The organism is Streptomyces sp. NPDC005533 (assembly GCF_042871845.1).
Lineage (GTDB): Bacteria > Actinomycetota > Actinomycetes > Streptomycetales > Streptomycetaceae > Streptomyces.
Window position 1 is genome coordinate 1 of the sequence record NZ_JBIAJH010000032.1, and the last position, 25,632, is coordinate 25,632.

General features: G+C 73.1%; 18 protein-coding genes, 1 rRNA gene and 2 pseudogenes. 16 read left to right on the plus strand and 5 right to left on the minus strand.

From position 1 onward, the window contains the following. The 3 genes and pseudogenes from rrf to ACFYP3_RS27100 all read left to right on the plus strand — a co-directional run. A 5S ribosomal RNA gene (rrf, locus tag ACFYP3_RS27090) occupies positions 1–91 on the plus strand; the annotation flags it as partial. Positions 92–194: 103 nt separating this feature from the next. Then, positions 195–1,226, plus strand: a pseudogene (locus tag ACFYP3_RS27095) (hypothetical protein); the annotation flags it as partial. 534 nt (positions 1,227–1,760) lie between these two features. After that, complete coding sequence (locus ACFYP3_RS27100; protein ID WP_388837778.1) at positions 1,761–2,636, plus strand: tetratricopeptide repeat protein; 876 nt, start codon at positions 1,761–1,763, stop codon at positions 2,634–2,636. 70 nt (positions 2,637–2,706) lie between these two features. Here the strand turns inward: ACFYP3_RS27100 and ACFYP3_RS27105 are convergent, their stop codons facing one another. Then, a complete protein-coding gene (locus ACFYP3_RS27105) occupies positions 2,707–3,978 on the minus strand; it encodes a DUF1015 family protein (protein WP_388837611.1) in 1,272 nt (423 codons plus the stop codon). 112 nt (positions 3,979–4,090) lie between these two features. Between ACFYP3_RS27105 and ACFYP3_RS27110 the strand changes: the two genes are divergently transcribed. From ACFYP3_RS27110 to ACFYP3_RS27125, 4 genes are read left to right on the plus strand one after another with little or no spacing between them, the layout of a single operon-like run. Then, positions 4,091–5,128 carry an HAD hydrolase-like protein gene (locus ACFYP3_RS27110; RefSeq protein ID WP_388837614.1) on the plus strand — a complete coding sequence of 346 codons (1,038 nt, stop codon included), beginning with the start codon at positions 4,091–4,093 and terminating at the stop codon, positions 5,126–5,128. A 50-nt stretch (positions 5,129–5,178) separates the two neighbouring features. Beyond that, complete coding sequence (locus ACFYP3_RS27115) at positions 5,179–6,237, plus strand: FecCD family ABC transporter permease (protein WP_388837617.1); 1,059 nt, start codon at positions 5,179–5,181, stop codon at positions 6,235–6,237. A 56-nt stretch (positions 6,238–6,293) separates the two neighbouring features. After that, positions 6,294–7,313: a FecCD family ABC transporter permease gene (locus ACFYP3_RS27120; protein ID WP_388837781.1), complete on the plus strand. Its 1,020-nt coding sequence runs from the start codon at positions 6,294–6,296 to the stop codon at positions 7,311–7,313. After that, positions 7,310–8,140 (plus strand): ABC transporter ATP-binding protein, encoded by an 831-nt coding sequence (locus ACFYP3_RS27125; protein WP_388837620.1) that lies wholly within the window; start codon positions 7,310–7,312, stop codon positions 8,138–8,140. Before ACFYP3_RS27120 ends, ACFYP3_RS27125 begins: the two co-directional genes overlap by 4 nt. A gap of 18 nt (positions 8,141–8,158) precedes the next feature. Here the strand turns inward: ACFYP3_RS27125 and ACFYP3_RS27130 are convergent, their stop codons facing one another. Next, positions 8,159–8,506 (minus strand): alkyl sulfatase C-terminal domain-containing protein, encoded by a 348-nt coding sequence (locus ACFYP3_RS27130; protein WP_388837623.1) that lies wholly within the window; start codon positions 8,504–8,506, stop codon positions 8,159–8,161. A gap of 64 nt (positions 8,507–8,570) precedes the next feature. Between ACFYP3_RS27130 and ACFYP3_RS27135 the strand changes: the two genes are divergently transcribed. The 5 genes from ACFYP3_RS27135 (at position 8,571) to ACFYP3_RS27155 (ending at position 13,794) form a co-directional block, all read left to right on the plus strand. Further along, positions 8,571–8,831 carry a hypothetical protein gene (locus ACFYP3_RS27135; protein WP_388837626.1) on the plus strand — a complete coding sequence of 87 codons (261 nt, stop codon included), beginning with the start codon at positions 8,571–8,573 and terminating at the stop codon, positions 8,829–8,831. 7 nt (positions 8,832–8,838) lie between these two features. After that, positions 8,839–9,654 carry a TlyA family RNA methyltransferase gene (locus ACFYP3_RS27140; protein ID WP_388837629.1) on the plus strand — a complete coding sequence of 272 codons (816 nt, stop codon included), beginning with the start codon at positions 8,839–8,841 and terminating at the stop codon, positions 9,652–9,654. Beyond that, positions 9,651–10,559, plus strand: coding sequence for an NAD kinase (locus ACFYP3_RS27145; RefSeq protein WP_388837632.1), 909 nt, complete (start codon positions 9,651–9,653; stop codon positions 10,557–10,559). The genes ACFYP3_RS27140 and ACFYP3_RS27145 overlap by 4 nt, the downstream gene beginning before the upstream one ends. A 118-nt stretch (positions 10,560–10,677) precedes the next feature. Continuing rightward, complete coding sequence (gene recN / locus ACFYP3_RS27150) at positions 10,678–12,402, plus strand: DNA repair protein RecN (protein WP_388837783.1); 1,725 nt, start codon at positions 10,678–10,680, stop codon at positions 12,400–12,402. A gap of 273 nt (positions 12,403–12,675) precedes the next feature. Further along, positions 12,676–13,794 carry a glycosyltransferase family 4 protein gene (locus ACFYP3_RS27155; RefSeq protein WP_388837635.1) on the plus strand — a complete coding sequence of 373 codons (1,119 nt, stop codon included), beginning with the start codon at positions 12,676–12,678 and terminating at the stop codon, positions 13,792–13,794. A gap of 154 nt (positions 13,795–13,948) precedes the next feature. Here ACFYP3_RS27155 and ACFYP3_RS27160 read toward each other — a convergent pair whose 3' ends face one another. Next, entirely contained in the window at positions 13,949–15,568 is a 1,620-nt protein-coding gene (locus ACFYP3_RS27160) for a PucR family transcriptional regulator (protein WP_388837638.1), read from the minus strand. A gap of 184 nt (positions 15,569–15,752) precedes the next feature. On the opposite strand from ACFYP3_RS27160, the gene ACFYP3_RS27165 reads away from it, so the two are divergent. Together ACFYP3_RS27165 and ACFYP3_RS27170 are read left to right on the plus strand one after the other, a co-directional pair. Then, positions 15,753–17,342, plus strand: a complete 1,590-nt coding sequence (locus ACFYP3_RS27165) for an APC family permease (protein ID WP_388837641.1) — start codon at positions 15,753–15,755, stop codon at positions 17,340–17,342. Between the two features lie 83 nt (positions 17,343–17,425). After that, positions 17,426–18,984 (plus strand): annotated as a pseudogene (locus ACFYP3_RS27170) (flavin monoamine oxidase family protein). Between the two features lie 3 nt (positions 18,985–18,987). On the opposite strand, the gene ACFYP3_RS27175 reads toward ACFYP3_RS27170, so the two are convergent. Both ACFYP3_RS27175 and ACFYP3_RS27180 read right to left on the minus strand, forming a co-directional pair. Continuing rightward, entirely contained in the window at positions 18,988–20,370 is a 1,383-nt protein-coding gene (locus ACFYP3_RS27175; protein WP_388837644.1) for an FAD-binding protein, read from the minus strand. Between the two features lie 136 nt (positions 20,371–20,506). Beyond that, the gene (locus tag ACFYP3_RS27180; protein WP_388837647.1) at positions 20,507–22,312 is read right to left on the minus strand and encodes a glycoside hydrolase family 15 protein; all 1,806 of its coding nucleotides are present in this window, start codon (positions 22,310–22,312) and stop codon (positions 20,507–20,509) included. A 480-nt stretch (positions 22,313–22,792) separates the two neighbouring features. Here ACFYP3_RS27180 and ACFYP3_RS27185 point away from each other — a divergent pair, with 480 nt between their 5' ends. Together ACFYP3_RS27185 and ACFYP3_RS27190 are read left to right on the plus strand one after the other, a co-directional pair. Further along, positions 22,793–24,463 carry a CTP synthase gene (locus ACFYP3_RS27185; RefSeq protein WP_388837786.1) on the plus strand — a complete coding sequence of 557 codons (1,671 nt, stop codon included), beginning with the start codon at positions 22,793–22,795 and terminating at the stop codon, positions 24,461–24,463. Positions 24,464–24,539: 76 nt separating this feature from the next. Beyond that, positions 24,540–25,193: an NUDIX domain-containing protein gene (locus ACFYP3_RS27190; protein WP_388837650.1), complete on the plus strand. Its 654-nt coding sequence runs from the start codon at positions 24,540–24,542 to the stop codon at positions 25,191–25,193. Positions 25,194–25,632: the final 439 nt, after the last annotated feature.

Here is a 25,632-nt window from a genome sequence, read left to right on the forward strand (position 1 = left end):
GCCCGGTTACATTCCGAACCCGGAAGCTAAGCCTTTCAGCGCCGATGGTACTGCAGGGGGGACCCTGTGGGAGAGTAGGACGCCGCCGAACAATCTTTCAAAGGACCCTTGGTCCAGCGTTCAACGCTGGACCAAGGGTCCTTTTTGTTTCACCTCTTTACGCCGAAGCGCGGCCATGGGTTGGTTGCGCGAGAATGACTAGCGGTACCCCGAAGACAGGAGTCACACCCATGTCCAACTCTCCCGACGATCGTCCGGAGCGCGAGCCTCGGCGCAACGACGGCGGTGACAGGGGCGGCTACCGCGGGGGCCGTGACGACCGTGGTGGCGACCGTCCCCCGTTCCGTCGTGACGACCGTGGTGCCAGTGGCCGGCCGTCCAGCGGCGGTGGCGGCTTCCGTCGCGATGACCGCGGTGGGCGTCCCACCGGCGGCGGTGGCGGCGGTTTCCGCCGTGACGACCGCGGTGGCGACCGTCCCAGCTACCCCCGCCGTGACGACGACCGCGGTGGCCGTCCCTCCGGTGGCACTGGCGGCGGCGGCTTCCGTCGCGACGACCGCGGCGGGGACCGTCCGAGCTTCCCGCGCCGCGATGACCGTGGTGGCGACCGTCCCTCGTACCCGCGCCGCGATGACCGCGGTGGGGACCGTCCGTCGTACCCGCGTCGTGATGACGACCGTGGTGGTTTCCGCGGTGGCCGTGACGACCGCGGTGGCGACCGTCCCTCGTACCCGCGCCGCGATGACCGCGGTGGGGACCGTCCGTCGTACCCGCGTCGTGATGACGACCGTGGTGGATTCCGCGGTGGCCGTGACGACCGTGGTGGCGACCGTCCCTCGTACCCGCGCCGCGATGACCGCGGTGGCGAGCGTCCGTCGTACCCGCGTCGTGATGACCGTGGTGATCGTCCCACCGGCGGCGGCGGCGGCTTCCGTCGCGACGACCGTGGTGGCGACCGCCCGTCCTACCCCCGTCGTGACGACCGCGGTGGGGACCGTCCTTCGTACCCGCGTCGGGATGACCGGGGTGACCGTCCCACCGGCGGTGGTGGCGGCGGCTTCCGTCGTGACGACCGTGGTGGCGACCGTCCGTCGTACCCCCGTCGTGACGACAGGGGCGAGCGTCCCTCGTACCCGCGTCGTGATGACGACCGTGGTGGATTCCGCGGTGGCCGTGACGACCGTGGCGGCGACCGCCCCTCGTACCCCCGTCGCGACGACCGCGGTGGCGAGCGTCCCTCGTACCCGCGTCGCGACGACCGGGGTGACCGTCCCACCGGCGGCGGTGGCGGCGGCTTCCGCCGCGACGACCGTGGTGGCGACCGTCCGTCGTACCCCCGTCGTGACGACAGGGGCGAGCGTCCCTCGTACCCGCGTCGTGATGACGACCGTGGTGGATTCCGCGGTGGCCGTGACGACCGTGGCGGCGACCGCCCGTCCTACCCCCGTCGCGACGACCGCGGTGGCGAGCGTCCCTCGTACCCGCGTCGCGATGACCGTGGTGACCGTCCCACCGGCGGTGGTGGCGGCGGCTTCCGTCGCGACGACCGTGGTGGCGACCGTCCCTCGTACCCCCGTCGCGACGACCGCGGTGGCGACCGTGGCGGGTTCCGTGGTGGCCGTGACGATCGCGGCGGTGACCGTGGTGGTTACCGCGGTCGCGATGACCGTGGCGGCGACCGCGACTTCCGCTCCGACCGCGACCCGGTCAAGCGCCTTCCGATCGACGAGGACGTCACCGGCCTCGAGATCGACGCCGACGTGCGCCAGGAGCTGCTGAGCCTGCCCAAGGGCCTGGCCGAAGAGGTCTCGAAGAACCTGGTCATGGTCGCGCGGCTGATCGACGAGGACCCCGAGCAGGCGTACGCGTACTCGCGCATCGCCCTGCGACTGGCCTCCCGCGTCGCCGCCGTCCGAGAGGCCGCCGGCTTCGCCGCGTACGCCACGCAGAAGTACAGCGAGGCCCTCGCGGAGTTCCGTGCCGCCAAGCGCATGACCGGCTCGGTCGAGCTGTGGCCCGTCATGGCCGACTGCGAGCGCGGCCTCGGCCGTCCGGAGCGGGCGCTGGCCATGGCCGGTGAGCCCGAGGTGCAGAAGCTGGACAAGGCCGGCCAGGTCGAGATGCGTCTGGTCGCGGCCGGTGCCCGGCGGGACCAGGGGCAGCTCGAAGCGGCCATCGTGACCCTGCAGAGCCCGGAGCTGGCCTCCAGCTCCATCCAGCCCTGGACCGCGCGCCTGCGGTACGCCTACGCCGACGCCCTGCTGGCGGCCGGCCGTGAGGACGAGGCGCGCGAGTGGTTCGGCAAGACCCTCGAAGCGGACAAGGACGGGGCCACCGACGCCTCGGACCGTCTCGCCGAGCTCGACGGTGTCGAGTTCGTCGACGCCGCCGTCGACCTGGCCGACGTCGATGTCGACGGCGACGCCGATCTCGACGGCGACCTCGAGGGCGGGATCGACGACGAGGACGATGACGAGGACGACGAGGACGCGGCGGAGGTCGCCGCGGCCGAGCGCGCCTCCGACGTCGCCGAGTACTACGACGAGGACGACGAGGAGTACGAGCCGCTGGAGCAGTCCACGGCCGACGCCGACGTCGATGACGCCGTGCAGGACTCGGGCCGCGACCGCGCCTGAAGCACGGTGAACGCATGAGAAAGGGCGGTACCCCCGGTGGGGTACCGCCCTTTTCCGTGTCCGGGGTGGTTCAGCCCAGGCCGCGCAGGACCAGGCCGGTGGCCGGTTTCGGTCCGAAGGAAGTGGACTTCCGGGGCATGGTGACGCCCTGGCGGGCCAGGTCCCGTACGACTTCCTCCCGTACGGGGTGCAGCAGGACGGCGGTGCCGCCGTGGCGTTCGGCCATGGCCACGGTGGACGCGGCGTCGTGGATGTACGTGATCTCCTCGGGGGCGTCCGGCACGTGCCAGAGGGCGTCCAGCAGGGTCGCGTGCAGCACGGTGGCGTCCAGCCGGCGCCAGGCCTCCGGGCGGTCGTGGCGGACCGTGCGGTCGAGGAGCGCCAGGTCGGGATCACTGACCAGGTGGAAGGTGCCGTCGCCGGTGAGCAGGAAGGCGTTGCCGCGTTCCGAGGCGTCGGCGAGGGCGTCCAGGGCCAGCGGCAGCGGTCCGTCGACCGGGGTGACGCGGAAGTGGCCGCCGAGGGCGGCGAGGGCGTCGGAGACCGGGAGCCGGCGCAGCATCCGGTGGATCGCGCGGACCTGGAGCGGGTAGCGGGCGGTGTCCACGAGGAGGACCAGCCCGAAGTCCCACGCCGTGGGGGAGCCGTGCTCCTCCTGGAGGCGCAGGTACGTCGCCCAGCGGTGGTGGCCGTCCGCGATGAGGGCCTGGCGGTGGCTGAGGTCCGCCGTGACGGCGGCGAGCTCGTCCGGGTCGGTGATGGCCCACAGGCGGTGCTGGAAACCGTCCTCGGTGGTCGTCGACAGCAGGGGCGCGCGCTGCGCGGTACGCTCGACGACCGCCGCCGCGCCCGTGCCGGGGTCGTCGCCCCGGTAGGTGAGGAGCAGCGGTTCGAGGTTGGCCGAGGTGGCCCGCATCAGGCCGGCCCGGTCGGTGACCACGTCCGGCATGACGTCCTCGTGGGGGAGGACGATCCCCGCGTCCGCGGTGGACAGGGCGAGGGCGCCGATGACACCGCGCTGGAGCAGACCGGCCCTGCGCTGTTCGTACACGTAGAGCGCGGGCTCCGGGTCGGCGCTGAGGATGCCCCCGGCGAGCCAGTCCTGAAGGGTGCGGGCGGCCTGTTCGTTGCGCGCGGCCGGGGTACCCGCCTGCGGGAGGATCAGGCGGACGATGTTGTGCGGATCGGCGGATTCGAGGTGGTCGACTCCGTCGGGGCGCACGACCACGTCGTACGGCGGCGAGGTGACGGCGGCGAGGCTGCCGACACGCTCCGGGACGTAACGCAGGCCATGGAACGGGATCAGTCGCAGCCCTTGGTCCGCGGTGCCAGGTGTGGTCATTGGTGCATGGTAAGTCGCGTCTCGCCATGCGGGATGATCGGGGCAGTGCAGAATCGGACAAGATCGATCTCCCCCGGCCGGCGCCGGGAGGGCACCGAGAGGAGCGGACGCGATGACCCGGCAGAGCAGGACCAGTCCCGCGGCGAGTGAGCAGAGTCTGCACCAGGCGTACGACACGGCCCTGCTGGACCTCGACGGAGTGGTGTACGCGGGCGGAGAGGCCATCGCGTACGCCGTGGAGTCCCTGGCCGCGGCGCGGGCCGACGGCATGCACCTCGCCTACGTCACCAACAACGCGCTGCGGACCCCGGAGGCCGTCGCGGAGCACCTGGGCGAGCTGGGCATCCCCACGGAGGCGGCCGAGGTGATCACCTCGGCGCAGGCGGTGGCCCGGCTCATCTCGGAGCAGGTGGAGCCGGGATCGAAGGTGCTGGTGATCGGCGGGGAAGGGCTGCGGGTCGCGCTGCGCGAGCGCGGGCTGGTGCCGGTGGAGTCCGCCGAGGAGGAGGGCCTGGCGGCGGTGGTGCAGGGGTACGGGGGTCCCGAACTGCCCTGGGGGCGCTTCGCGGAGGCCTCGTACGCGATCAACCGCGGGGTGCCGTGGTTCGCGTCGAACACCGACCTGACGATCCCGGGGACGCGGGGGATCGGGCCGGGCAACGGGGCCGCGGTGGAGGTCGTACGGATCGCCACGGGCGCGGAGCCGCAGGTGGCGGGCAAGCCGCTGCCCCCGATGCACCGGGAGACGGTGCTGCGGACGGGGGCGGAGCGGCCGCTGGTGGTCGGGGACCGGCTGGACACGGACATCGAGGGTGCCTTCAACGGGGAGGTGGACTCGCTGCTGGTGCTGACCGGGGTGACGGACGCCGAACAGCTGGTGCGGGCCGAGCCGAGGCACCGGCCGACGTACGTGGACCGGGACCTGCGGGGACTGCTGACGGGGCAGCCGGAGGTGGAGCCGGTCGCGGAAGGGTTCCGCTGCGGCGGCTGGACCGCGGTCGCGCTGAACCGCGGTGTGCTGGAGCTGCGCGGGGAGGGCGGGGACCCGGTCGACGGGCTGCGGGCGCTGTGCGCGGCGGCCTGGACGGCGGCCGGGGACGGGGTCTGCACGCTGGACGCGGCGAAGGCGCTGGCCAGGCTGGGCCTTTAGGGCCGAACAGGTGATCCGCGCGAGGCGCAGGGTAGGCTAACCTAACTCGCGTGTTGGTCGAGAGCCCCCCTGAATCCGAACCGAGCGCGGCGCCCGAACGGGCCGCCGTCGCCCGCCCGCGGCATGCCGCGCGCCTCGCCGGTCTGCTGGCCGCCCTCGCGGTGCTCGCGCTGATCGCGGTCGTGAGCATCGCCGTGGGCGCCCGGCAGATGCCCCTGGACGAGGTCTGGCACGGGCTGTTCGCCTACGCGGGAACGCCCTCCGACGTGGTGGTGCGGGACCTGCGGGTCCCGCGCACCCTCCTCGGGCTGATGGTCGGGCTGGGCCTCGGCCTGTCCGGCGCCGTGATGCAGGCGCTGACCCGCAACCCGCTGGCCGAGCCCGGCATCCTCGGCGTCAACGCCGGCGCCGCGGCCGCCGTGGTCTCCGCGATCAGCTTCTTCGGCGCGACGTCCGTCCGCGAGTTCGTGTGGTGGGCGTTCCTCGGCGCCGCCGTCGTCTCGGTCGTCGTGTACGTGCTCGGCGGCAGCCGCAGCGCGACCCCGGTGCGCCTCGCGCTCGCCGGTACGGCGGCCAGCGCGGCCCTGGTCGGCTACATCAACGCCGTACAGCTGATGGACAGCAAGGCGCTGGACAAGCTCCGCTTCTGGACGGTGGGTTCGCTGGCCTCGGCCAACATGGACACCGTCCGCCAGGTGGCGCCCTTCCTGATCGTCGGCGCGGTGCTCGCGCTGTCGCTCGGCCGGCCGCTGAACGCGATGGCCATGGGCGACGACACGGCGCGGGCGCTCGGGGCGCACCTGACGCGGACCCGGGTCGCCGCCGTGGTCGCCATCACCCTGCTGTGCGGTGCGGCGACCGCCGCGTGCGGGCCCATCGTCTTCATCGGCCTGATGATCCCGCACCTCGTCCGGGCGTTCACCGGTCCCGACATGCGCTGGGTGCTCGCGTACTCGGCCGTCCTGTCGCCCGTCCTGCTGCTCGGCGCCGACGTCGTCGGGCGCGTCGTCACCCGGCCCGCCGAACTGCAGGTCGGCGTCGTGACCGCGCTCATCGGCGGCCCCGTCTTCATCTACCTGGTTCGGCGCAAGAGGATGGCCCAGCTGTGACCGTGACCGCGACCGTCGACGACGCACCGTGCAAGGGCCGGTCCGGGCCCCGCCCGATGCACCTGCCCGGCGGGATCTCGCTGCGCGTCGAGGGGCGCCCGCTGGCCGTCGGGCTCCTGCTCGCCGCCGCGACGCTCGCCCTGGCCGTGCTGCTCATCGGCACCGGCGACTTCGAGATCGCACCGTGGGACGTCGTCCGGACCCTGCTGGGCGCCGGCACCCCCGCCGACGACTTCATCGTCAACGACCTGCGGCTGCCCCGGGTCCTGGTCGCCCTGCTCGTCGGGGCCGCCCTCGGAATGGCCGGCGCGGTCTTCCAGTCGGTCTCCCGCAATCCGCTCGGCTCCCCGGACCTGCTGGGCTTCGGGTACGGCTCGGTGGTCGGCGCGCTCGTCGTCATCATCCTGTTCAAGGGCGATGCCACCGAGGTGGCCGTCGGCGCGCTGGTCGGCGGCCTGCTGGCCGGAGCCGCCGTCTACCTGCTGGCGTACAAGCGGGGCATCCAGGGCTACCGGCTCGTGCTGGTCGGCATCGGCGCCTCCGCCATGCTCATCGCCGTGATCCAGTACCTGATCACGAAGGCCCAGATGATCGAGGCCACCCGCGCCATGGTCTGGCTGACCGGCTCGCTGGCCGGCCGCGACTGGGCGCAGGTGTGGCCGCTGCTCGCGGTCTGCGCGGTGCTCTTCCCCCTGGTCCTCGGGCAGGGCAGGGCCCTGCGGATGATGGAGATGGGCGACGACGCCGCGTACGCCCTCGGGGTGCCGGTGGAGCGGACGCGGCTGCTGCTGATGTTCGCGGCGATCCTGCTCACCACCGCGGCGAGCGCGGCGGCCGGGCCCATCAGCTTCGTCGCGCTGGCCGCGCCGCAGCTGGCCCGGCGGCTCACCCGCGCGCCCGGCGGGAACCTGCTGACGGCCGCCCTGATGGGCTCGGTGCTGCTGATGGTGTCCGACTGGGCCTCGCAGCGGGCCTTCGGCGCCGACCAGTTGCCGGTGGGCGTGGTGACCGGGCTGGTCGGCGGTGTCTACCTGCTCTGGCTGCTCGTCACCGAGCGCAAGGCAGGACGTATATGAACCTGACGAGGAGTACCCCAGTGCAGCGGCTGACCGCGCAGAACGTGACGCTCGGCTACGACCAGCGGGTCATCGCCGAAGACCTGTCGGTGGAGATCCCCGACCACTCCTTCACGGTGATCGTCGGCCCCAACGCCTGCGGCAAGTCCACGCTGCTGCGGGCCCTGTCGCGGTTGCTGAAGCCGTCCGCCGGGCGGGTGCTGCTGGACGGGCAGGCCATCGGGTCGATGCCGGCGAAGAAGGTCGCCAGGACCCTGGGGCTGCTGCCGCAGTCCTCGACCGCGCCGGACGGCATCACGGTGGCCGACCTGGTGGCGCGCGGCCGGTACCCGCACCAGGGGCTGCTGCGGCAGTGGTCGGCCGAGGACGAGCGGGTCGTGAACGAGTCCATGGCCTCGACCGGGGTCGCCGAACTCGCCGACCGGGCCGTGGACGAGCTGTCGGGCGGGCAGCGGCAGCGGGTGTGGATCGCGATGGCGCTGGCGCAGCAGACGCCGCTGCTGCTGCTCGACGAGCCGACGACCTACCTGGACATCCAGCACCAGATCGACGTGCTGGACCTGTGCGCGGAGCTGCACGAGAACCAGGGGCGGACGCTGGTCGCGGTGCTGCACGACCTGAACCACGCGGCTCGTTACGCGACGCACCTGATCGCGATGCGGGGCGGGAAGGTCGTGGCGGAGGGACCGCCGGCGGAGGTGGTGACGGCGGAGCTGGTGGAGAAGGTGTTCGGCCTGAGGTGCCAGATCATCGACGACCCGGAGACGGGGACGCCGCTGGTGATTCCGGCGGCCCGGCGGGCACGGGTGGTGGCCCGCGCGGAGTAGCGGCTGCGGGGCCGAAGGTCAGAGCAGGCTCTTGAGCCGGAGGAGGTCACGCAAGCCGGCTTCGAGTTTGACCCGGCCGGAGGCCCAGGCCTTGGCGAACTTGAGGTCGCCCGCGACCAGGGCGAGGAGGTCGTCGCCCGTCATCGCGAGGCGGATCTCCGCCTTGGCGGCCGGCGGGCCGGGGGCGACCGCGTCCACGCGGATGCGACCCGCGTGGAGGCGCCCCGTGAAGGTCTGGTCGAGGTCCGTGATGTGGCAGCTCAGGGAGCGGTCGAGCGCGGCCGCGCCGCGTACGCCGTCGTCGGCCCGCGCGAGATTGTCGGAAAGCGTGTCGAGTGCTTCGCGGCACTCCTGGATCGTAGCCATCGTGATCACGACCGTACCGCAGAGGCGTACGTGGTCGCGGGGCGCTTCGGGGTAGCGTCGGGGCATGACCGACGAAGCCCAGGGCGCAGCAGAAGCCGACGGCGAAGCCTCCGCCGGGCCCGCGGGGCCCGTGGCGCTGGGCGTCGTACGCACACCCACCGGGCACCCCGGCGTGGACGCGCACCTGGCGCGGCTGGCGGACGCGGACCACCTCGCGGCGGACGGACACGCCGAGGTGTACGAGGATGTCCACCGGGGGCTGCGCGAGGCGCTGACCGCGCTGGACGCACCGCCCGTCCCTGGTCCGTACGAAAACAGGAGCTGAACCGATCGTGGCAGGAGTGGCACGCCGCCGCCTGGACGCCGAACTGGTACGCCGCAGCATGGCCCGCTCGCGGGAGCACGCCGCGCAGCTGATCGCCGCGGGCCGGGTGACCGTGGGCGGCACCACCGCGACCAAGGCGGCCACCCAGGTCGAGACGAGCGCGGCCCTGGTCGTCCTCAAGGACGACAGCGATCCCGACTACGTCTCGCGGGGCGGCCACAAGCTCGCGGGTGCGCTGGCCGCCTTCCAGCCGCAGGGGCTGCGCGTGGAGGGCCGTCGCGCGCTGGACGCCGGGGCCTCCACGGGAGGGTTCACCGACGTGCTGCTGCGCGTGGGCGTCGCCCACGTGGTGGCCGTCGACGTCGGCTACGGGCAGCTCGCCTGGTCGCTGCAGAGCGACGACCGGGTCACGGTCAAGGACCGGACGAACGTGCGCGAGCTGACGGTCGAGCAGATCGACGGGATCGCGGTGGACCTCGTCGTCGGTGACCTGTCCTTCATCTCCATCGGGCTGGTGCTGCCCGCGCTCGTACGCTGCTGCGCGCCGGCCGCCGACCTGGTGCTGATGGTCAAGCCGCAGTTCGAGGTCGGCAAGGACCGGCTGGGCAGCGGCGGCGTGGTGCGCAGCCCGGAGCTGCGGGCGGAGGCCGTGCGCGAGGTCGCGGCGCAGGCGGCGAAGCTCGGTCTGGGCGTTCTCGGGGTCACGGCGAGTCCGCTGCCGGGACCCTCGGGCAACGTCGAGTACTTTCTGTGGCTGCGGGCGGGGGCACCGGCCCTCGACCCGGCGGATGTTGACCGTGCAGTGGCGGAGGGGCCGCAGTGACAGATTCAACGGGGGAACGCACCGTCTTCCTGCTCGCGCACACCGGACGGCCGGCGGCCATCCGCAGCGCGGAGCTGGTCGTCAAGGGACTGCTGCGCTGCGGGCTGGGCGTACGGGTCTTCGCGCACGAGGCGGTGGACCTGCCGCTGCCGCCCGAGGTGGAGCTCGTCACCGAGTCCACGCCGGGTGTGCTCGACGGGTGCGAGCTGCTGATCGTGCTGGGCGGGGACGGCACCCTGCTGCGGGGCGCGGAGCTGGCGCGCGCCTCGGGGGTGCCGATGCTGGGCGTCAACCTGGGCCGGGTGGGGTTCCTCGCCGAGGCCGAGCGCGACGACCTGGACAAGGTCGTGGACCGGGTGGTGTCGCGCTCGTACGAGGTCGAGGAGCGGATGACCCTCGACGTGGTCGTGCGCACGAACGGCGACGTGGTCCACCGGGACTGGGCGCTGAACGAGGCCGCGGTCCAGAAGGTGTCCCCGGAGCGGATGCTGGAGGTGGTCCTGGAGATCGACGGGCGCCCGGTGACCGGCTTCGGCTGTGACGGGATCGTCTGCGCTACTCCGACGGGCTCGACGGCCTACGCCTTCTCCGCGGGCGGGCCGGTGGTCTGGCCGGAGGTGGAGGCGCTGCTGATGGTGCCGATCAGCGCGCACGCGCTGTTCGCGAAGCCGCTGGTGACCTCGCCCACCTCGGTGCTGGCGGTGGAGGTGCAGGCCGGCACCCCGCACGGCGTGCTGTGGTGTGACGGCCGGCGGATGCTGGAGCTGCCGTCCGGGGCCCGCGTGGAGGTCCGGCGCGGGGCGGTGCCCGTGCGGCTCGCCCGGCTGCACCACGCGTCCTTCACGGACCGGCTCGTCGCGAAGTTCGCGCTGCCGGTGTCGGGTTGGCGTGGAGCGCCCCACTAGCCGGAGTCCCGGCGTGTCGCCGTTCGTGCTTAATAGCACATCCGTTCGGAGAACTCGGGGCGGGTGACGTCACATGGCACCGGTGAAACCTCGGTATCGTCGTCCCGTGCTTGAGGAGATGCGGATACGGTCGCTCGGGGTCATCGACGACGCGGTGGTCGAGCTGTCGCCCGGTTTCACCGCGGTGACCGGCGAGACCGGCGCGGGCAAGACGATGGTCGTCACCAGCCTCGGGCTGCTGCTCGGCGGTCGCGCCGACCCGGCCCTGGTGCGGATCGGGGCCAAGGCCGCGGTCGTCGAGGGTCGCATCGTCATGCGCCCCGGCGCGCCCGCCGCCGTACGCGCCGAGGAAGCCGGGGCGGAGCTCGACGACGGCGCCCTGCTGATCAGCCGGACCGTGTCGGCCGAGGGGCGCTCGCGCGCCCACGTCGGCGGCCGGTCCGTGCCCGTCGGCCTGCTCGCCGAACTCGCGGACGACCTGGTCGCCGTACACGGCCAGACCGACCAGCAGGGGCTGCTGCGCCCGGCCCGGCAGCGGCAGGCGCTCGACCGGTACGCCGGGGACGCCGTCGCCGTCCCGCTGGAGAAGTACGGATCCGCCTACCGCAGGCTCCGCTCCGTCGCCGTCGAGCTGGAGGAGATCACCACCCGGGCCCGGGAGCGGGCCCAGGAGGCCGACCTGCTGCGCTTCGGACTGGACGAGATCGCGGCCGTGGAACCGGTGGCCGGCGAGGACACCGAGCTGGCGGCCGAGGCCGAACGGCTCGGCCACGCCGAATCACTGGCCTCGGCGGCGCAACTGGCGCACCGGGCGCTCGCGGGCGATCCCGAGGACCCCGAGGCCATCGACGCCAACATGCTCGTCGCGGGAGCCCACCGCGCCCTGGAATCCGTACGGTCGCACGACCCGGCGCTCGGCGCGCTCGCCGAGCGGATCGGGGAGCTGGGCATCCTGCTGTCCGACGTGGCCGGGGAGCTGGCGGGCTACGCCGACGACCTGGACGCCGATCCGCTGCGGCTGGCCGCCGTCGAGGAGCGGCGGGCGGCCCTGACCCAGCTGACCCGCAAGTACGGCACCGAAGGCACCGTGGACTCCGTACTGGAGTGGGCCGAGCAGGGCGCGGCGCGGCTGCTGGAACTGGACGGCGACGACGAGCGGATCACCGAGCTGACCGTCGAGCGTGACGGGCTGCGCTCCGAACTGTCGCTGCTGGCCCAGGCGTTGACGGACGCCCGGGTGGAGGCGGCGACCCGCTTCGCCTCCGCCGTGACGGACGAGCTGGCCTCGCTGGCCATGCCGCACGCCCGTGTGACCATCGACGTCCGGCAGGCCGAGGACCCGGACGGAGTGGAGGTGGGCGGCCGTCCGGTCGCCTACGGGCCCTCGGGCGCGGACGAGGTCGAGCTGCTGCTGGCCCCGCACCCCGGCGCCCAGCCGCGACCCATCGCCAAGGGCGCCTCGGGCGGTGAGCTGTCCCGGGTGATGCTCGCCGTCGAGGTCGTCTTCGCCGGCTCCGACCCGGTGCCGACCTACCTCTTCGACGAGGTCGACGCGGGGGTCGGCGGCAAGGCGGCCGTCGAGGTGGGCCGGCGCCTCGCCAAGCTCGCCAAGTCGGCGCAGGTCGTGGTCGTCACGCACCTGCCGCAGGTGGCGGCCTTCGCCGACCGCCAGCTGCTCGTCGAGAAGACCAACGACGGGTCCGTCACCAGGAGCGGGGTCACCGTCCTGGAGGGCGAGGCCCGGATCCGCGAGCTCTCGCGCATGCTGGCGGGGCACGAGGACTCGGTCTCCGCGCGGGCACACGCCGAGGAACTGCTGGCGGCGGCGCGCGCGGACGCCTGAGCCGCGCAGGGTCACACGGCCGCGGGAGGGCCCGGCGCGCACGGCGCGGCGGGCCCTCCGCCGTGCCGGGGGCCGGGCGCGCGGCACGCGGCCGCCGCGGGGAGCCGGCGGGGGGAGCCCGCCGGGGTGACGCGACACTAGGCCGTGTGGGTGAGGCTGGGGGGCGTCCGGAGGTATCTCGTACGGGATCCGCACCCGTATGGTCCCGGAACGCGCGTGCGGGCTGGCATCCTTGGCGACGTCTCTGACTCCCTCACCCTGGAGCTTCGGCCCGTGAGCAGCTCCCCGGTCTCCACCTCCCTCCCGGCCCAGCCCTACGGGCGCCCGCCGCTCCGCACCGTCCAGGTACTCGGCGACGGCGCGGGCGCCGGCAGCTGCGCGCACGTGCGGTCGCTCGCGACCGGGCTCGCCGCGCGCGGCGTACGGGTCACCGTGTGCGCGCCCGTCCAGGCGGAGGGGGAGTACGACTTCACCGGCGCCGGGGCGGAGTTCGCGCCCGACGCCGTGAGCGTCCTGCGGGCCGCGTGCGCCGGCGCCGACGTCGTCCACGCGCACGGGGTGCGCGCCGGGCTGCGCGCCGCCCTGGCCATGCGGGGGCGCCGGGTGCCACTGGTGGTGAGCTGGCACGGCGACGGGCCCGCGCAGGCGGGCGCCCTGGGGCGGCTGGGCCGGCTGCTGGAACGGCACGTGGCGCGGGCCGCGGCGGTCGTCCTCGGGGCCTCCTCGGACCTGGTGGACCTCGCGCGGCTGCGGGGTGCCCGGGACGCACGACTGGCACCGGTGGCGGTACCGGCGGGTCCGGCCGGCCCCGAGGCGCCGGACCCGGGCAAGGTGCGCGCGGAACTCGGCGCGGTCGAAAGGCCGTTGCTGATCACCGTGGGCAGCCTGGTGCCGCACCGCGGGTACTCCCTGCTGCTCGACGCGGCCCGGGAGTGGCGGACGCTGGAGCCGGCCCCGCTGCTGGTGATCGCCGGAGAGGGGCCGCTCAGAACCGAACTGTCGCGGCGGATCCAGGCCGAGGGGCTCTCCGTGCGGCTGCTCGGGCGCCGCCGGGACGCGGCGCAGCTGCTGGCGGCGGCGGACCTGGCGGTGCTGCCGAGCCGGCGCGTGGCGCGGGCCCTGCTGGCGCAGGAGGCACTGCGGGTGGGGGTGCCGCTCGTGGCCACGGCGGTGGGGGGCGTGCCGGAGCTGGTGGGGGAGGGCGCGGTGCTCGTCCCGCCGGGGGACGCGGCGGCGCTCGCCTCGGCCGTGACCGGCCTGCTGGCGGACCCGGAGCGGAGGGCCGCGCTGGCGGTGGCGGGGCGGGCGCAGGCGGCGACGTGGCCGTCCGAGGACGACACCGTCGCGCAGGTGCTGTCCGTCTACGACGAACTGATGGAGCGCCGCCGGTAGCCTCCCGGCGGGTCGCAGCCAAAAGCCCCGGGGCTCCGCCCCGGACCCCGCGCCTCAAACGCCGGCGGGGCTGGAGCTTTCAGCCCGTCCGGCGTTCGAGGACCGGGGTCCGGGGCGGAGCCCCGGGGAAAGGTGGAAGGGCGGGTAGGGGCCGTCAGGAGAGGGTGTGGCGGCGGGCGCGGAGGGCCAGGCTCAGGGAGAGGACCGTTTCGGGGTCGTCCAGGTCCGTGCCCAGGAGTTCGGAGATGCGGGCCAGGCGGTTGTAGAGGGTCTGCCGGTTCAGGTGGAGCTCGCGGGCCGTCTCCGCCTTGCGGCCCGCGTGGGCCAGGTACGTCTCCAGGGTGGGCAGGAGCGGCGGGCGGGACGTGGTGTCGTGGGTGCGGAGCGGACCGATCGCCCGGTCCACGAAGGCCGCCAGGTCGGGGTGTTCGCGCAGCCGCCACAGCAGCAGGTCGATGTCCAGCCGCCGCGCGTCGTACCAGGGCCGGGCCGGCAGGCCGTGCGCCGCCGTGGCCGTCTCCGCCGCGTGCCGCAGCCCCGCCGACGCGGCCGCCCAGCCGCCCGCGACGCCGACGACCACGGCCGGCGGGGCGACGGCCCGGTCCAGGCCCGCGCGTTCGACGCCCGCCCGCAGCGCGGCCGAGACCCGGTCCGCCACCGCCGTCCGTTCCGATTCCGCCCGGAGGGACACGAGGAGCGGGACACGGCCCTCGACCGGGCGGACGCCCAGCAGGACCGGCACCCCGACGGACGACAGCTCCTCCAGGACCGCGCGGGCCAGCACGGCCCAGTTCCCGGACGGCCCGAGGTCCGAGGAGAGCCGCATGACCACCGGCAGCAGCGGCCCCGCCCCCGGCTTGAAGCCCAGGACGCGGGCCTGCGCGGGGGCGTCCTCCGCCGAGATGCGGCCCTCCGCCAGGTCCGTCAGGAAGTCGCCGCGGCCGCGCGCCGCCAACTCCTCCTCCTGTCGCGCCTGCATCAGCACGACGGCCAGCACGCCGGCCGTGCGCTCCGCCGCCATCCGGTGCACCGGCTGCAGCGGCGCCGAGACGCCGACCAGGACGACGCGGGCCCGGACCGAGCCCGTGCCGTGGCCGCCGCCCGGAACGTCGACCACCACCGTGTTCGCCGACGGCTCGGCCTCGCGCTGGCCCCGTAGGCCCTCCCACACCTGCAACGGGTCCGCGCCCGCGTCCCCCGCCGCGCTGCCGGCCGCGTACAGCAGCTGACCGTCGGGGGTCTCCAGGAAGACCGGGTTCCCCGTGAAGTCGGCCAGGATCCGCAGCACCTGCGGGATGCCACCGCCGCCCAACAGGGCCTCCGTGCAGCGCCGGTGGACCTCCTCGGCCCGCTGGAGCAGCGCGTAGTGGTGGTTGACGATCTCGGTGTGGACCTCCTCCGTGACGGCGACGAAGGGGACCTCCCGGTGCAGCTGGACCAGCGGCAGTCCCGCCGTGCGCGCGGTCTCCACGATCGTGGCGGGCAGCCGGGTGAAGCGCGGACCCAGCTCGACGACCAGCGCGGCGATCCCCCGGTCCGCGAGGCGGCGTACGAAGGCACGCTGCTCGGCGGGCCGGGTGCCGAGGCCCAGCCCCGTGGTCAGCAGCAGCTCGCCGCCCTTGAGCAGGGAGGCGATGTTCGGGACCTCGCCGGCGTGCACCCAGCGGACGGTCCGGCCGAGGCGGTCCGCGCCGGCCACCACCTCGGGCAGGCCGCTGCGCAGCCCCGGCAGCTCAAGTGCCCGCTGAACCGTGATCCCGCCCTGGTCGTCCATATCGCGGGACGCTACCGGGCCGCATGTGCCGGGGACATCACCTGGCGGTTACAAAGCCCGATCTGCCCCTCTTCTGGACCGACAACTCGTCTTCTCCGCAAGGGGATTATCGGACCGCGTGCCGATTGTGGTCTGCGTCACCCAGGTGAAGAGTGGCGGCCTCCCGACACAGGAAGAGGACGCCATGAGCAGAGGCACGACCAGCGGCGCATCCCCGACGCCCGCGGCTCCGCAGGTCCAGCGACTCAAGGCCAATTCGGTCGGCCTCGTCGGCGTCGTCTTCATGGCCGTCGCCACCGCCGCCCCGATCACCGCCATGACGGGCAACCTCCCCATCGCCGTCGGCTTCGGCAACGGCACCGGAGCCCCGGCCGGATACCTCTTCGCCACCCTCGTCCTGACCGTCTTCGCGGTCGGCTACGTGGCGATGGCCAAGCGGATCACCGCCGCGGGGGCCTTCTACGGGTACATCTCGCACGGCCTCGGCCGGATCGCGGGCATGGCCTCCGGCATGCTCGCCGTCCTCGCCTACATCGTCTTCGAGGCGTCGATCGTCGGGGTGTTCTCCTACTTCACGAAGACCACCGTCCACGACCAGCTGGGCGTCGACCTGCCCTGGATCGTCTACGCGGCCGCCATGCTGGCCGTCACCGCCGCCCTCGCGCACTTCGACATCAACCTCACCGCCAAGGCGCTCGGCGTGATGCTCGTCGCCGAGATCGCCGTGCTCTTCGCCGTCGCCACCGCCGTCCTGATCGCCGGCGGCGGACCGGAGGGCATCCCCCTCGAACCCGTCAACCCGAAGAACGCCTTCACCGGCACCTCCGCCGGCCTCGGCCTCTTCTTCGCCTTCTGGTCCTGGGTCGGCTTCGAGTCCACCGCCATGTACGGCGAGGAGTCCCGGGACCCCAAGCGGGTCATCCCCAAGGCCACCCTCGTCTCCGTCGTCGGCGTCGGCCTCTTCTACATCTACGTCTCCTGGATGACCATCGCGGGCAACGGCCTCGCCGAGTCCGTCGAGCTGTCCGCCTCCGCCAGCCCCCTCGACCTGTTCTTCGCCCCCACCCGGACCTTCATCGGCGCCTGGGCCGTCGACGCCTTCCAGTGGCTGCTGCTCACCGGCTCCTTCGCCTGCGGCATGGCCTTCCACCAGTGCGCCGCCCGCTACCTCTACGCCATCGGCCGCGAGGGCTTCCTGTCGCCGAAGCTCGGCCACACCCACCCCGGGCACGGCTCCCCGTACATCGCCTCGGTCGTGCAGACCGCCATCGCCACCGCGCTCGTCGTCGGCTTCTGGGCCACCGGGCAGGACCCGTACCTGCACCTCTACACGCTGCTCGCGATCCTCGGCACGATGGCGATCCTGATCGTCCAGACGCTGTGCTCCTTCGCCGTCATCGGCTACTTCCGCAAGAACCACCCCGAGGACCGGCACTGGTTCAGGACCTTCACCGCCCCGCTGCTCGGCGGCATCGGAATGACGGCCGTCGTGGTCCTGCTCGTCCTCAACATGGAGACCGCGGCCGGCAGCGCCGCCGGATCGGTCTTCTTCAAGCTGATCCCGTGGATCGTCGGCGCGGTCTTCCTGGGAGGCCTCGGCCTCGGTCTCCGGCTCAAGGCGAAGGCCCCCGCGCGCTACGAGATCATCGGCCGGATCGTCCTGGAGGACGCCGCCGAGCGCCCCGTCGACGCGTCCGGTGACGCTGGCGGCCTGCCCCACCCGACCGCCCTGCCCGGACAGGGCGCCCCCTCGTCCACCCCCGCGAACCTCTGAGGAGCCCCGCCATGGCCCGTACGCCCCTCATGCACGCCCTGCGCCGCCTCGCCGCGGAGCACGCGGCCGCCGCCCGCCTCGGCATGCCCGCCGCCGAGGTCCGCGGATCCACCCGCCGGGAACTCCTCGGCCGCGCCGCCGCCCTCGGCCTCGGTACCGCCCTCGCCGGCTCCGCGGCCGGGGCCGCCCACGCCGCCGAGGCCACCCCCGACAAAAAGCCCACCGCCCCGGCCCGCGTCGCCGTCGTCGGCGCCGGCATCTCCGGCCTGACCGCCGCCCTCACCCTCAAGGACGCGGGCGTCGACTGCACCCTGTACGAGGCCGACCCGGGCCGCGTCGGCGGCCGGATGTGGACCCAGCGCGGCCACTGGGCGTACGGACAGACCTCCGAGATCGGCGGCGAGCTGATCGACACCAGTCACAAGAAGATCCTGGAGCTCTGCCGCCGGTTCAACCTGCCCACCGAGGACTTCCTCGGCGGCGGCCCCAACGGGGCGGAGGAAGTCCTCTGGTTCAGCGGGGAGTACTACTCCCGCACCCAGGCCGACGAGGACTTCAAAGCCGTCTACCAGGCCCTGCGCCGGGACCTCCAGGAAGCCGGGGAGGTCTCCTGGAACAGCAGCACCCCGGCCGGCACGCCCTCGACAACATGACCCTGTACGAGTGGATCGAGAGCCGGATCCCCGGCGGCCACGGCTCGCGGCTCGGCCGCTTCATCGACGTGGCCTACAACGTCGAGTACGGCGCGGACACGAACCGGCAGTCCGCGCTCGCCCTCGTCCTGCTGTTGGGCTACCAGCCCAACCCGGGCAACTTCAACGTCTGGGGCCTGTCCAACGAGCGCTACCACATCACCGGCGGCAACGACCGGCTTCCGAACGCCATCGCCGCCGCCCTGCCCGCCGGCTCGATCGTGATGGGCCGTGAGCTGGTCGCCGTACGGGCCAACGCCGACGGCACCCAGACGCTGACCTTCCACGACTCCGGATCCACGCGCACGGCCCTCGCCGACCACACGATCCTGTGCCTGCCCCTGCCGATCCTCCAGCGCATCGACACCTCCCATGCCGGCTTCGACCCGCTCATGCGGAACCTGCTGCGCGACGCCCGGATGGGCTACTGCACCAAGCTCAACATGCAGTTCACCGCCCGCCCCTGGCGCGGCACCGGCCCCTGGCCGGGGGTCTCCGCGGGCGACTGCTTCACCGACTCCGACGTCCAGCAGACCTGGGACACCACCAAGGTCCAGCCCGGCACCGGAGGCATCCTGCTCCAGTACGGCGGCGGCACCCTCGCCGGGTCGCTCACCCCCGCGGCCCCATTCGCCACCGAGACCGACCCGTACGTGCGCGCCCTCGCCGGCCGCGTGCTGACCGGCATCGACGCCTTCTACCCGGGCACCAAGGCCGTCTGGACCGGCAGGGCCCAGCTCTCCGCCTGGCACCGCAACCCGTACTCGCTCGGCGCGTACTCGTACTGGCCCACCGGCTACCTGCACCGCTACGCCAAGTACGAGGGCACCGCACAGGGCAACATCCACATCGGCGGCGAGCACTGCAGCTACGACTTCCAGGGCTTCATGGAAGGCGGCGCCACCGAGGGCGAGCGGGCGGCGCGGGAGGTGATCACCGCCCTCACCTGAGCCTCAGGTCGGCCGGATGTTGTGGTTGAAGCGGAAGACGTTGTCCGGATCGTACTGCCGCTTCAGGGCGCCCAGCCGCTCCATGTTCGCGCTGCCGAGGCCCGAGACCACCCGGTCCCCGCCCTCGTCCCCGGTGAAGTTCAGGTACACCGCGCCGGTGCTCCACGGCTCGGAATCGGACCGGACGTCCTTGACCCACTGCCGGCACCTCTCGTCGTCGGCCTCGTCCTCCCAGATCCCGAACGGGTGCACCGCCCAGGGCGCGTCACGGTAGGGCACCGGGTACTCGGCCGGGCCGGAGGCGATGGCGCCGCCCTGCGGGAAGACCAGGTGCTGGGTGCCGGTCGGCACCGGCATGGACGCGGCGCGGGCGCAGAAGACGTCGACGAACTCGTCCGGGACGCCGGTGAGGTACTCCGCCGACCAGTAGTTCCGCATCCCCGGCGGGTCGTCGATCATGCACTGGAGGTCGGCGTACGGGATGCCCGTGACGATCTCGGACTCGTGGGGGATCGCCAGCAGCGGCCGCGCCAGCTCGCGCATCTCCTCCTCCGGGCCCGCGTACGTCAGCAGCACGCCGGCCAGCAGCAGCCCGACCAGGTGCGGCGGTACGAAGTCCTCGGGCGGGCCGGTCATGTAGAGGGCGGCGCCGGAGGCCTCCGGCGGTCCGGCCTCGATGAGCTCCCGGAACGCGCGGACCACCTCGGGACCGCGTTCGGGCAGGTAGAGCACGAACGCGATCGACATGGCGGCCAGTTCGTGCAGGCGCAGGGTCAGCGAGGTGGCGATGCCGAAGTTCCCGCCGCCGCCGTGCAACCCCCAGAACAGCTCGGGATGGTCCTCGGCGGTCACGTGCAGCAGCTCGCCGTCCGCGGTGACCAGGTCCACACCCAAAAGGTTGTCCACCGCCAGGCCGAACGTGCGGTCCAGCCAGCCGGTCCCGCCGCCCAGCACGAAACCGCCGACTCCGGTGGTGGAGGCCCGGCCGCCGGTGGTGGCCAGGTCGTAGGGCTGGCAGGCCCGGTCCAGGTGGCTCATCGTGGCCCCGCCCTCGATGTGCGCGGCCCTGGCCGCCGGATGGACCGTCACCTCGTGCATCCGGCGCAGGTCCACGACGAGGCCACCGTCGTTGAGGGCCATCCCGGCCACGCTGTGGCCCCCGCCGCGCACCGCGACCTTCAGGTCGAGGTCCCTCGCGAACCGCACGGCGGTCACCACGTCCGCCGTGCTCTCGCACTGGGCGATCACGGCGGGCCTGCGGTCGATCATCGCGTTGAAGACCGTCCGGGCGCCGTCGTACCCCGGGTCCTGCGGGGTGAACACCTCGCCGGACAGGTCCTCGCGGAGCGCGGTCAGCGCCGCACCCGCCTTCGAGAGGGGAGCCATCACAGCCCCTTCCACCGCAGGGCAAAGGACCCTTCCAGCGTAGGGGGCGTGCTGCGGAGGGGCGCGGTGAACGGCCCGCGCCCCCGTACGCCCGAACGGGCCCCGAGCCGGGCCCCGCTCGTGCCCGGGGAGCGCGCTACCCCCCGTACGCCCCGCTCGCCGTCAGCCGCAGCGCCGTGTCGATCAGCGGAACGTGGCTGAAGGCCTGCGGGAAGTTCCCCACCTGCCGCTGCAGCCGCGGGTCCCACTCCTCCGCCAGCAGACCCAGGTCGTTGCGCAGCGACAGCAGCCGCTCGAAGAGCCGCCGCGCCTCGTCCACCCGGCCGATCATCGCCAGGTCGTCGGCCATCCAGAACGAGCAGGCCAGGAAGGCCCCCTCGTCGCCCTCCAGGCCGTCCACGCCGGCTTCCTCGCCCGCCGTCGGGTAGCGCAGGATGAACCCGTCGGCCGTGGACAGCTCGCGCTGGATCGCCTCGATGGTGCCGATGACCCGCTTGTCGTCCGGTGGCAGGAAGCCCATCTGCGGGATCAGCAGCAGGGAGGCGTCCAGCTCCTTCGACCCGTACGACTGGGTGAAGGTGTTGCGTTCCTTGTCGTAGCCCTTCTCGCAGACGTCCTGGTGGATCTCGTCGCGCAGCTCGCGCCACCGCTCCAGCGGGCCGTCCGCGTCCCCGCTCTCGATCAGCTTGATCGTGCGGTCCACGGCCACCCAGGCCATCACCTTCGAGTGCACGAAGTGGCGGCGCGGGCCGCGCACCTCCCAGATGCCCTCGTCCGGCTGGTCCCAGTGGGTCTCCAGGTAGCGGATCAGCTTGAGCTGGAGCAGCGAGGCGTAGTCGCTGCGGGCCAGGCCCGTCATGTGGCCGAGGTGCAGGGCCTCGGTGACCTCGCCGTAGACGTCGAGCTGGAGCTGGCCGGCGGCGCCGTTGCCGACGCGGACCGGGCGGGAGTTCTCGTAGCCGGGCAGCCAGTCCAGCTCGGTCTCGCCGAGCTCCCGCTCGCCCGCGATCCCGTACATGATCTGCAGGTTCTCCGGGTCCCCGGCCACCGCGCGCAGCAGCCACTCGCGCCAGGCGCGGGCCTCCTCGCGGTAGCCGGTGCGCAGCAGCGAGGAGAGGGTGATCGCCGCGTCGCGCAGCCAGGTGTAGCGGTAGTCCCAGTTGCGGACCCCGCCGATCTCCTCGGGCAGGGAGGTGGTCGGCGCGGCGACGATCCCGCCCGTGGGGCCGTACGTGAGGGCCTTGAGCGTGATCAGGGAGCGGACCACGGCCTCCCGGTAGGGACCGTGGTAGGTGCACTGGTCGACCCACTCGCGCCAGAACTCCGTGGTCGACTCCAGCGCCGCCCCGGCGTCGGGGAGCTCCGGCGCGCCCTTGTGCGAGGGCTGCCAGCTGATGCTGAAGGCCATCCGGTCGCCGGGTCCGACGGTGAAGTCGGAGTACGTCGTCAGGTCCTTGCCGTAGGTCTGGGCCTCGGTGTCCAGCCAGACCGAGTCCGGGCCGGCGACGGCGACCGTGCGCCCGTCGACCTTGTGGACCCAGGGCACGACCCGCCCGTAGCTGAAGCGCATCCGCAGTGCCGAGCGCATCGGGACGCGCCCGCTGACGCCCTCCACGATGCGGATCAGCTGCGGCGCGTGGTCCTCGCGGGGCGGCATGAAGTCGATCACGCGCACCTTTCCGCGGGGCGTGTCCCACTCCGACTCCAGCACCAGCGAGTCACCGCGGTAGCGGCGGCGGTCGGCACGCGGGGCCTCGGAGCCGGCCGGGTACGCCGGGCCGATCCGCCAGAACCCGTGATCCTCGGTGCCGAGAATGCTCGCGAACACGGCATGCGAGTCGAAGCGGGGCAGGCACAGCCAGTCCACCGCCCCGTCCCGGCAGACCAGCGCCGCGGTCTGCATGTCCCCGATCAGTGCGTAATCCTCGATGCGCCCGGACACGTTGCATCTCCAGTCGAACGGCCACGTCCGCCCCGAAGGGCGCTTGCATTGCGCGTTTGCGCGGTCACCTGTGGGTGGGGATCTCCGCGTTGAGCCCATGATTCCGCATATCGGCTCGGTTAGGCCGTCTGACGGACTGCCCGGCGGTGATGTTCGCAATATCCGAGCAGGATATGACGGCACCCTAGTGATCTCCTTAAGCCGCGGAAGAATGGCGTTGGGCCGAACGGGTGAGCAGGCACCGCGTCGGCCCGTCGCACTTCGGCGCCCTGCTACCGGCCGCTGACGCCGCGTGGCCGGAGGCGGACCGGCCCGGGCGCTGATAGGCTGGTACCCCGTGGACCGGTGGTCTGCCTGTGCGAATCAGGAGCCCCGAAACCGCAGCTTCGGCGCCCCCTGAGACCCTGAGACCCTTCCGGATCGACGGTGGCCGGCGCCGGACGCACCTCACCTCGCGACCACGGGAGCCCCCTCTTGGCGATGCCGCCCGCTGCTTTTCGAAACAGCACAGCCATGACGACCAAGCACATCTTCGTCACCGGGGGTGTCGCCTCCTCCCTCGGCAAGGGCCTGACGGCCTCCAGCCTGGGTGCGCTGCTGAAGGCGCGCGGTCTCCGGGTCACGATGCAGAAGCTCGACCCGTACCTGAACGTCGACCCGGGCACGATGAACCCGTTCCAGCACGGCGAGGTGTTCGTCACCAACGACGGCGCCGAGACCGACCTGGACATCGGCCACTACGAGCGCTTCCTCGACGTCGACCTCGACGGCTCGGCCAACGTCACCACCGGCCAGGTCTACTCGCAGGTCATCGCCAAGGAGCGGCGCGGCGAGTACCTCGGTGACACCGTGCAGGTCATCCCGCACATCACCAACGAGATCAAGCACCGCATCCGCCGCATGGCGACCGAGGACGTCGACGTCGTCATCACCGAGGTCGGCGGCACCGTCGGCGACATCGAGTCGCTGCCGTTCCTGGAGACCGTCCGCCAGGTCCGCCACGAGGTCGGCCGCGACAACGTCTTCGTCGTGCACATCTCGCTGCTGCCCTACATCGGCCCCTCCGGCGAGCTGAAGACCAAGCCGACCCAGCACTCCGTCGCGGCCCTGCGCAACATCGGCATCCAGCCCGACGCGATCGTGCTGCGCGCCGACCGCGAGGTCCCGACCTCCATCAAGCGCAAGATCTCGCTGATGTGCGACGTGGACGAGGCGGCCGTGGTCGCGGCCATCGACGCCAAGTCGATCTACGACATCCCGAAGGTGCTGCACACCGAGGGCCTGGACGCGTACGTCGTGCGCAAGCTCGACCTGCCCTTCCGCGACGTCGACTGGACGGTGTGGGAGGACCTGCTGGACCGCGTCCACAACCCCGACCACGAGGTCAAGGTCGCGCTCGTCGGCAAGTACATCGACCTGCCCGACGCCTACCTGTCGGTGACCGAGGCGCTGCGCGCCGGCGGTTTCGCCAACAAGGCCCGGGTCCAGATCAAGTGGGTCACCTCCGACGACTGCAAGACCCCGGCGGGCGCCGCCGCGGTCCTCGGCGACGTGGATGCCATCTGCGTGCCCGGCGGCTTCGGCGACCGCGGTGTCAACGGCAAGGTCGGCGCGATCACCTACGCCCGCGAGAACAAGATCCCGCTGCTCGGCCTGTGCCTGGGCCTGCAGTGCGTGGTCATCGAGGCGGCGCGGAACCTGGCGGGCATCGAGGACGCCAACTCCACCGAGTTCGACGCCTCCACCCCGCACCCCGTCATCTCGACCATGGAGGAGCAGCTGGCCTTCGTCGAGGGCGCCGGCGACCTGGGCGGCACCATGCGCCTGGGCATGTACCCGGCGAAGCTCGCCGAGGGCTCGATCGTCCGCGAGGTCTACGGCGACCAGGCGTACGTCGACGAGCGCCACCGCCACCGCTACGAGGTCAACAACTCCTACCGCGGCGAACTGGAGAAGAAGGCGGGCCTCGTCTTCTCCGGCACCTCCCCGGACAACAAGCTCGTCGAGTACGTCGAGTACCCGCGCGAGGTGCACCCCTACCTGGTGGCCACCCAGGCCCACCCGGAGCTGCGCTCGCGCCCCACGCGCCCGCACCCGCTGTTCGCGGGCCTGGTCAAGGCGGCCGTGGAGCGGCAGCAGTCCGCGAAGTGAGCGTCTGACCGCATAACGTAGGCAGCCGGGGCACGGATCGTGCCCCGGCTGTCGCGTTCTCGGGAAGGTATCGGCCATGGCCATGGGCAACGACATCGGCAACGACATCGTGGACACACCGGAGTCGTGGGAGGTCGTCGCCTCGCGCACCCCGTTCGAGGGCGCGAAGACCTCCGTCAAATCGGACCAGGTCCGGATGCCCGACCGTTCGGTGGTGCGCCGCGACTACCAGGTGCACCCCGGCTCGGTGTGCGTGCTGGCCCTCGACGAGCAGCAGCGGGTGCTCGTCCTGCGGCAGTTCCGGCACCCGGTGCGACACCGGCTGTGGGAGCTGCCGGCCGGGCTGCTGGACGTGGCGGCGGAGAACCCGCTGCACGCGGCGCAGCGGGAGCTGTACGAGGAGGCGCACGTCAAGGCGGGGGACTGGCGGGTGCTGGTCGACTTCTTCACCTCCCCGGGAGGCTCGGACGAGGCGGTACGGGTCTTCCTGGCGCGGGACCTCGCGGAGGCGGAGGGGGAGCGGTACGCGGTCTCGGACGAGGAGGCGGACATGGAGATCGCCCGTGTGCCGCTCGGGGACCTGGTACGCGGGATCCTCGCCGGTGAGCTGGGCAATCCCGGGCTGGTGACGGGCGTCCTGGCGCTGTCCGCCGCGCTGGCCTCCGAGGGCGGCGTCGAAGCCCTCCGCCCGGCCCTGGCCCCCTGGCGGGCCCGCCCGTACGAGGCGTAGCCGGCAGCGCCGTTCCGGGGCCGGCCCCGCCGCGCCTCCCTCGCCGGCGGGGCTGGACTTTGCCGGGCGAGGCTCAAGAGCCGGACCGCCGGCGGGGCAGGATTTCGCGGAGCTGCGCGGACCTGTGCCGCCCGGCGGGGCTGGATTTCCAGCCTCGCCGGCGAGGGAGGCGCGGGCGCGGAGCGCCGGGATGTGAGCCCCGCCGGCGATTGAGGCGCGGGTCCGGGCGGAGGCCGGGGAATGGACGAAGGGCGGGGAGGGGACGGCTCCGCGCAGCGGCGGGCCCGCAGGCGGCGGACGGCCCGAGCGCGCCCCGAAGCCCCGCACGAGGGCACGACGGACGGAGTCCGGCGGAGCGGGGCGAAGCCGGGGAGGCCCCCGGGGCCGAGTCCGCGCGAGCGGCGCGTGAAAAAGAGGACCATCCGCTGATCCGATTGGG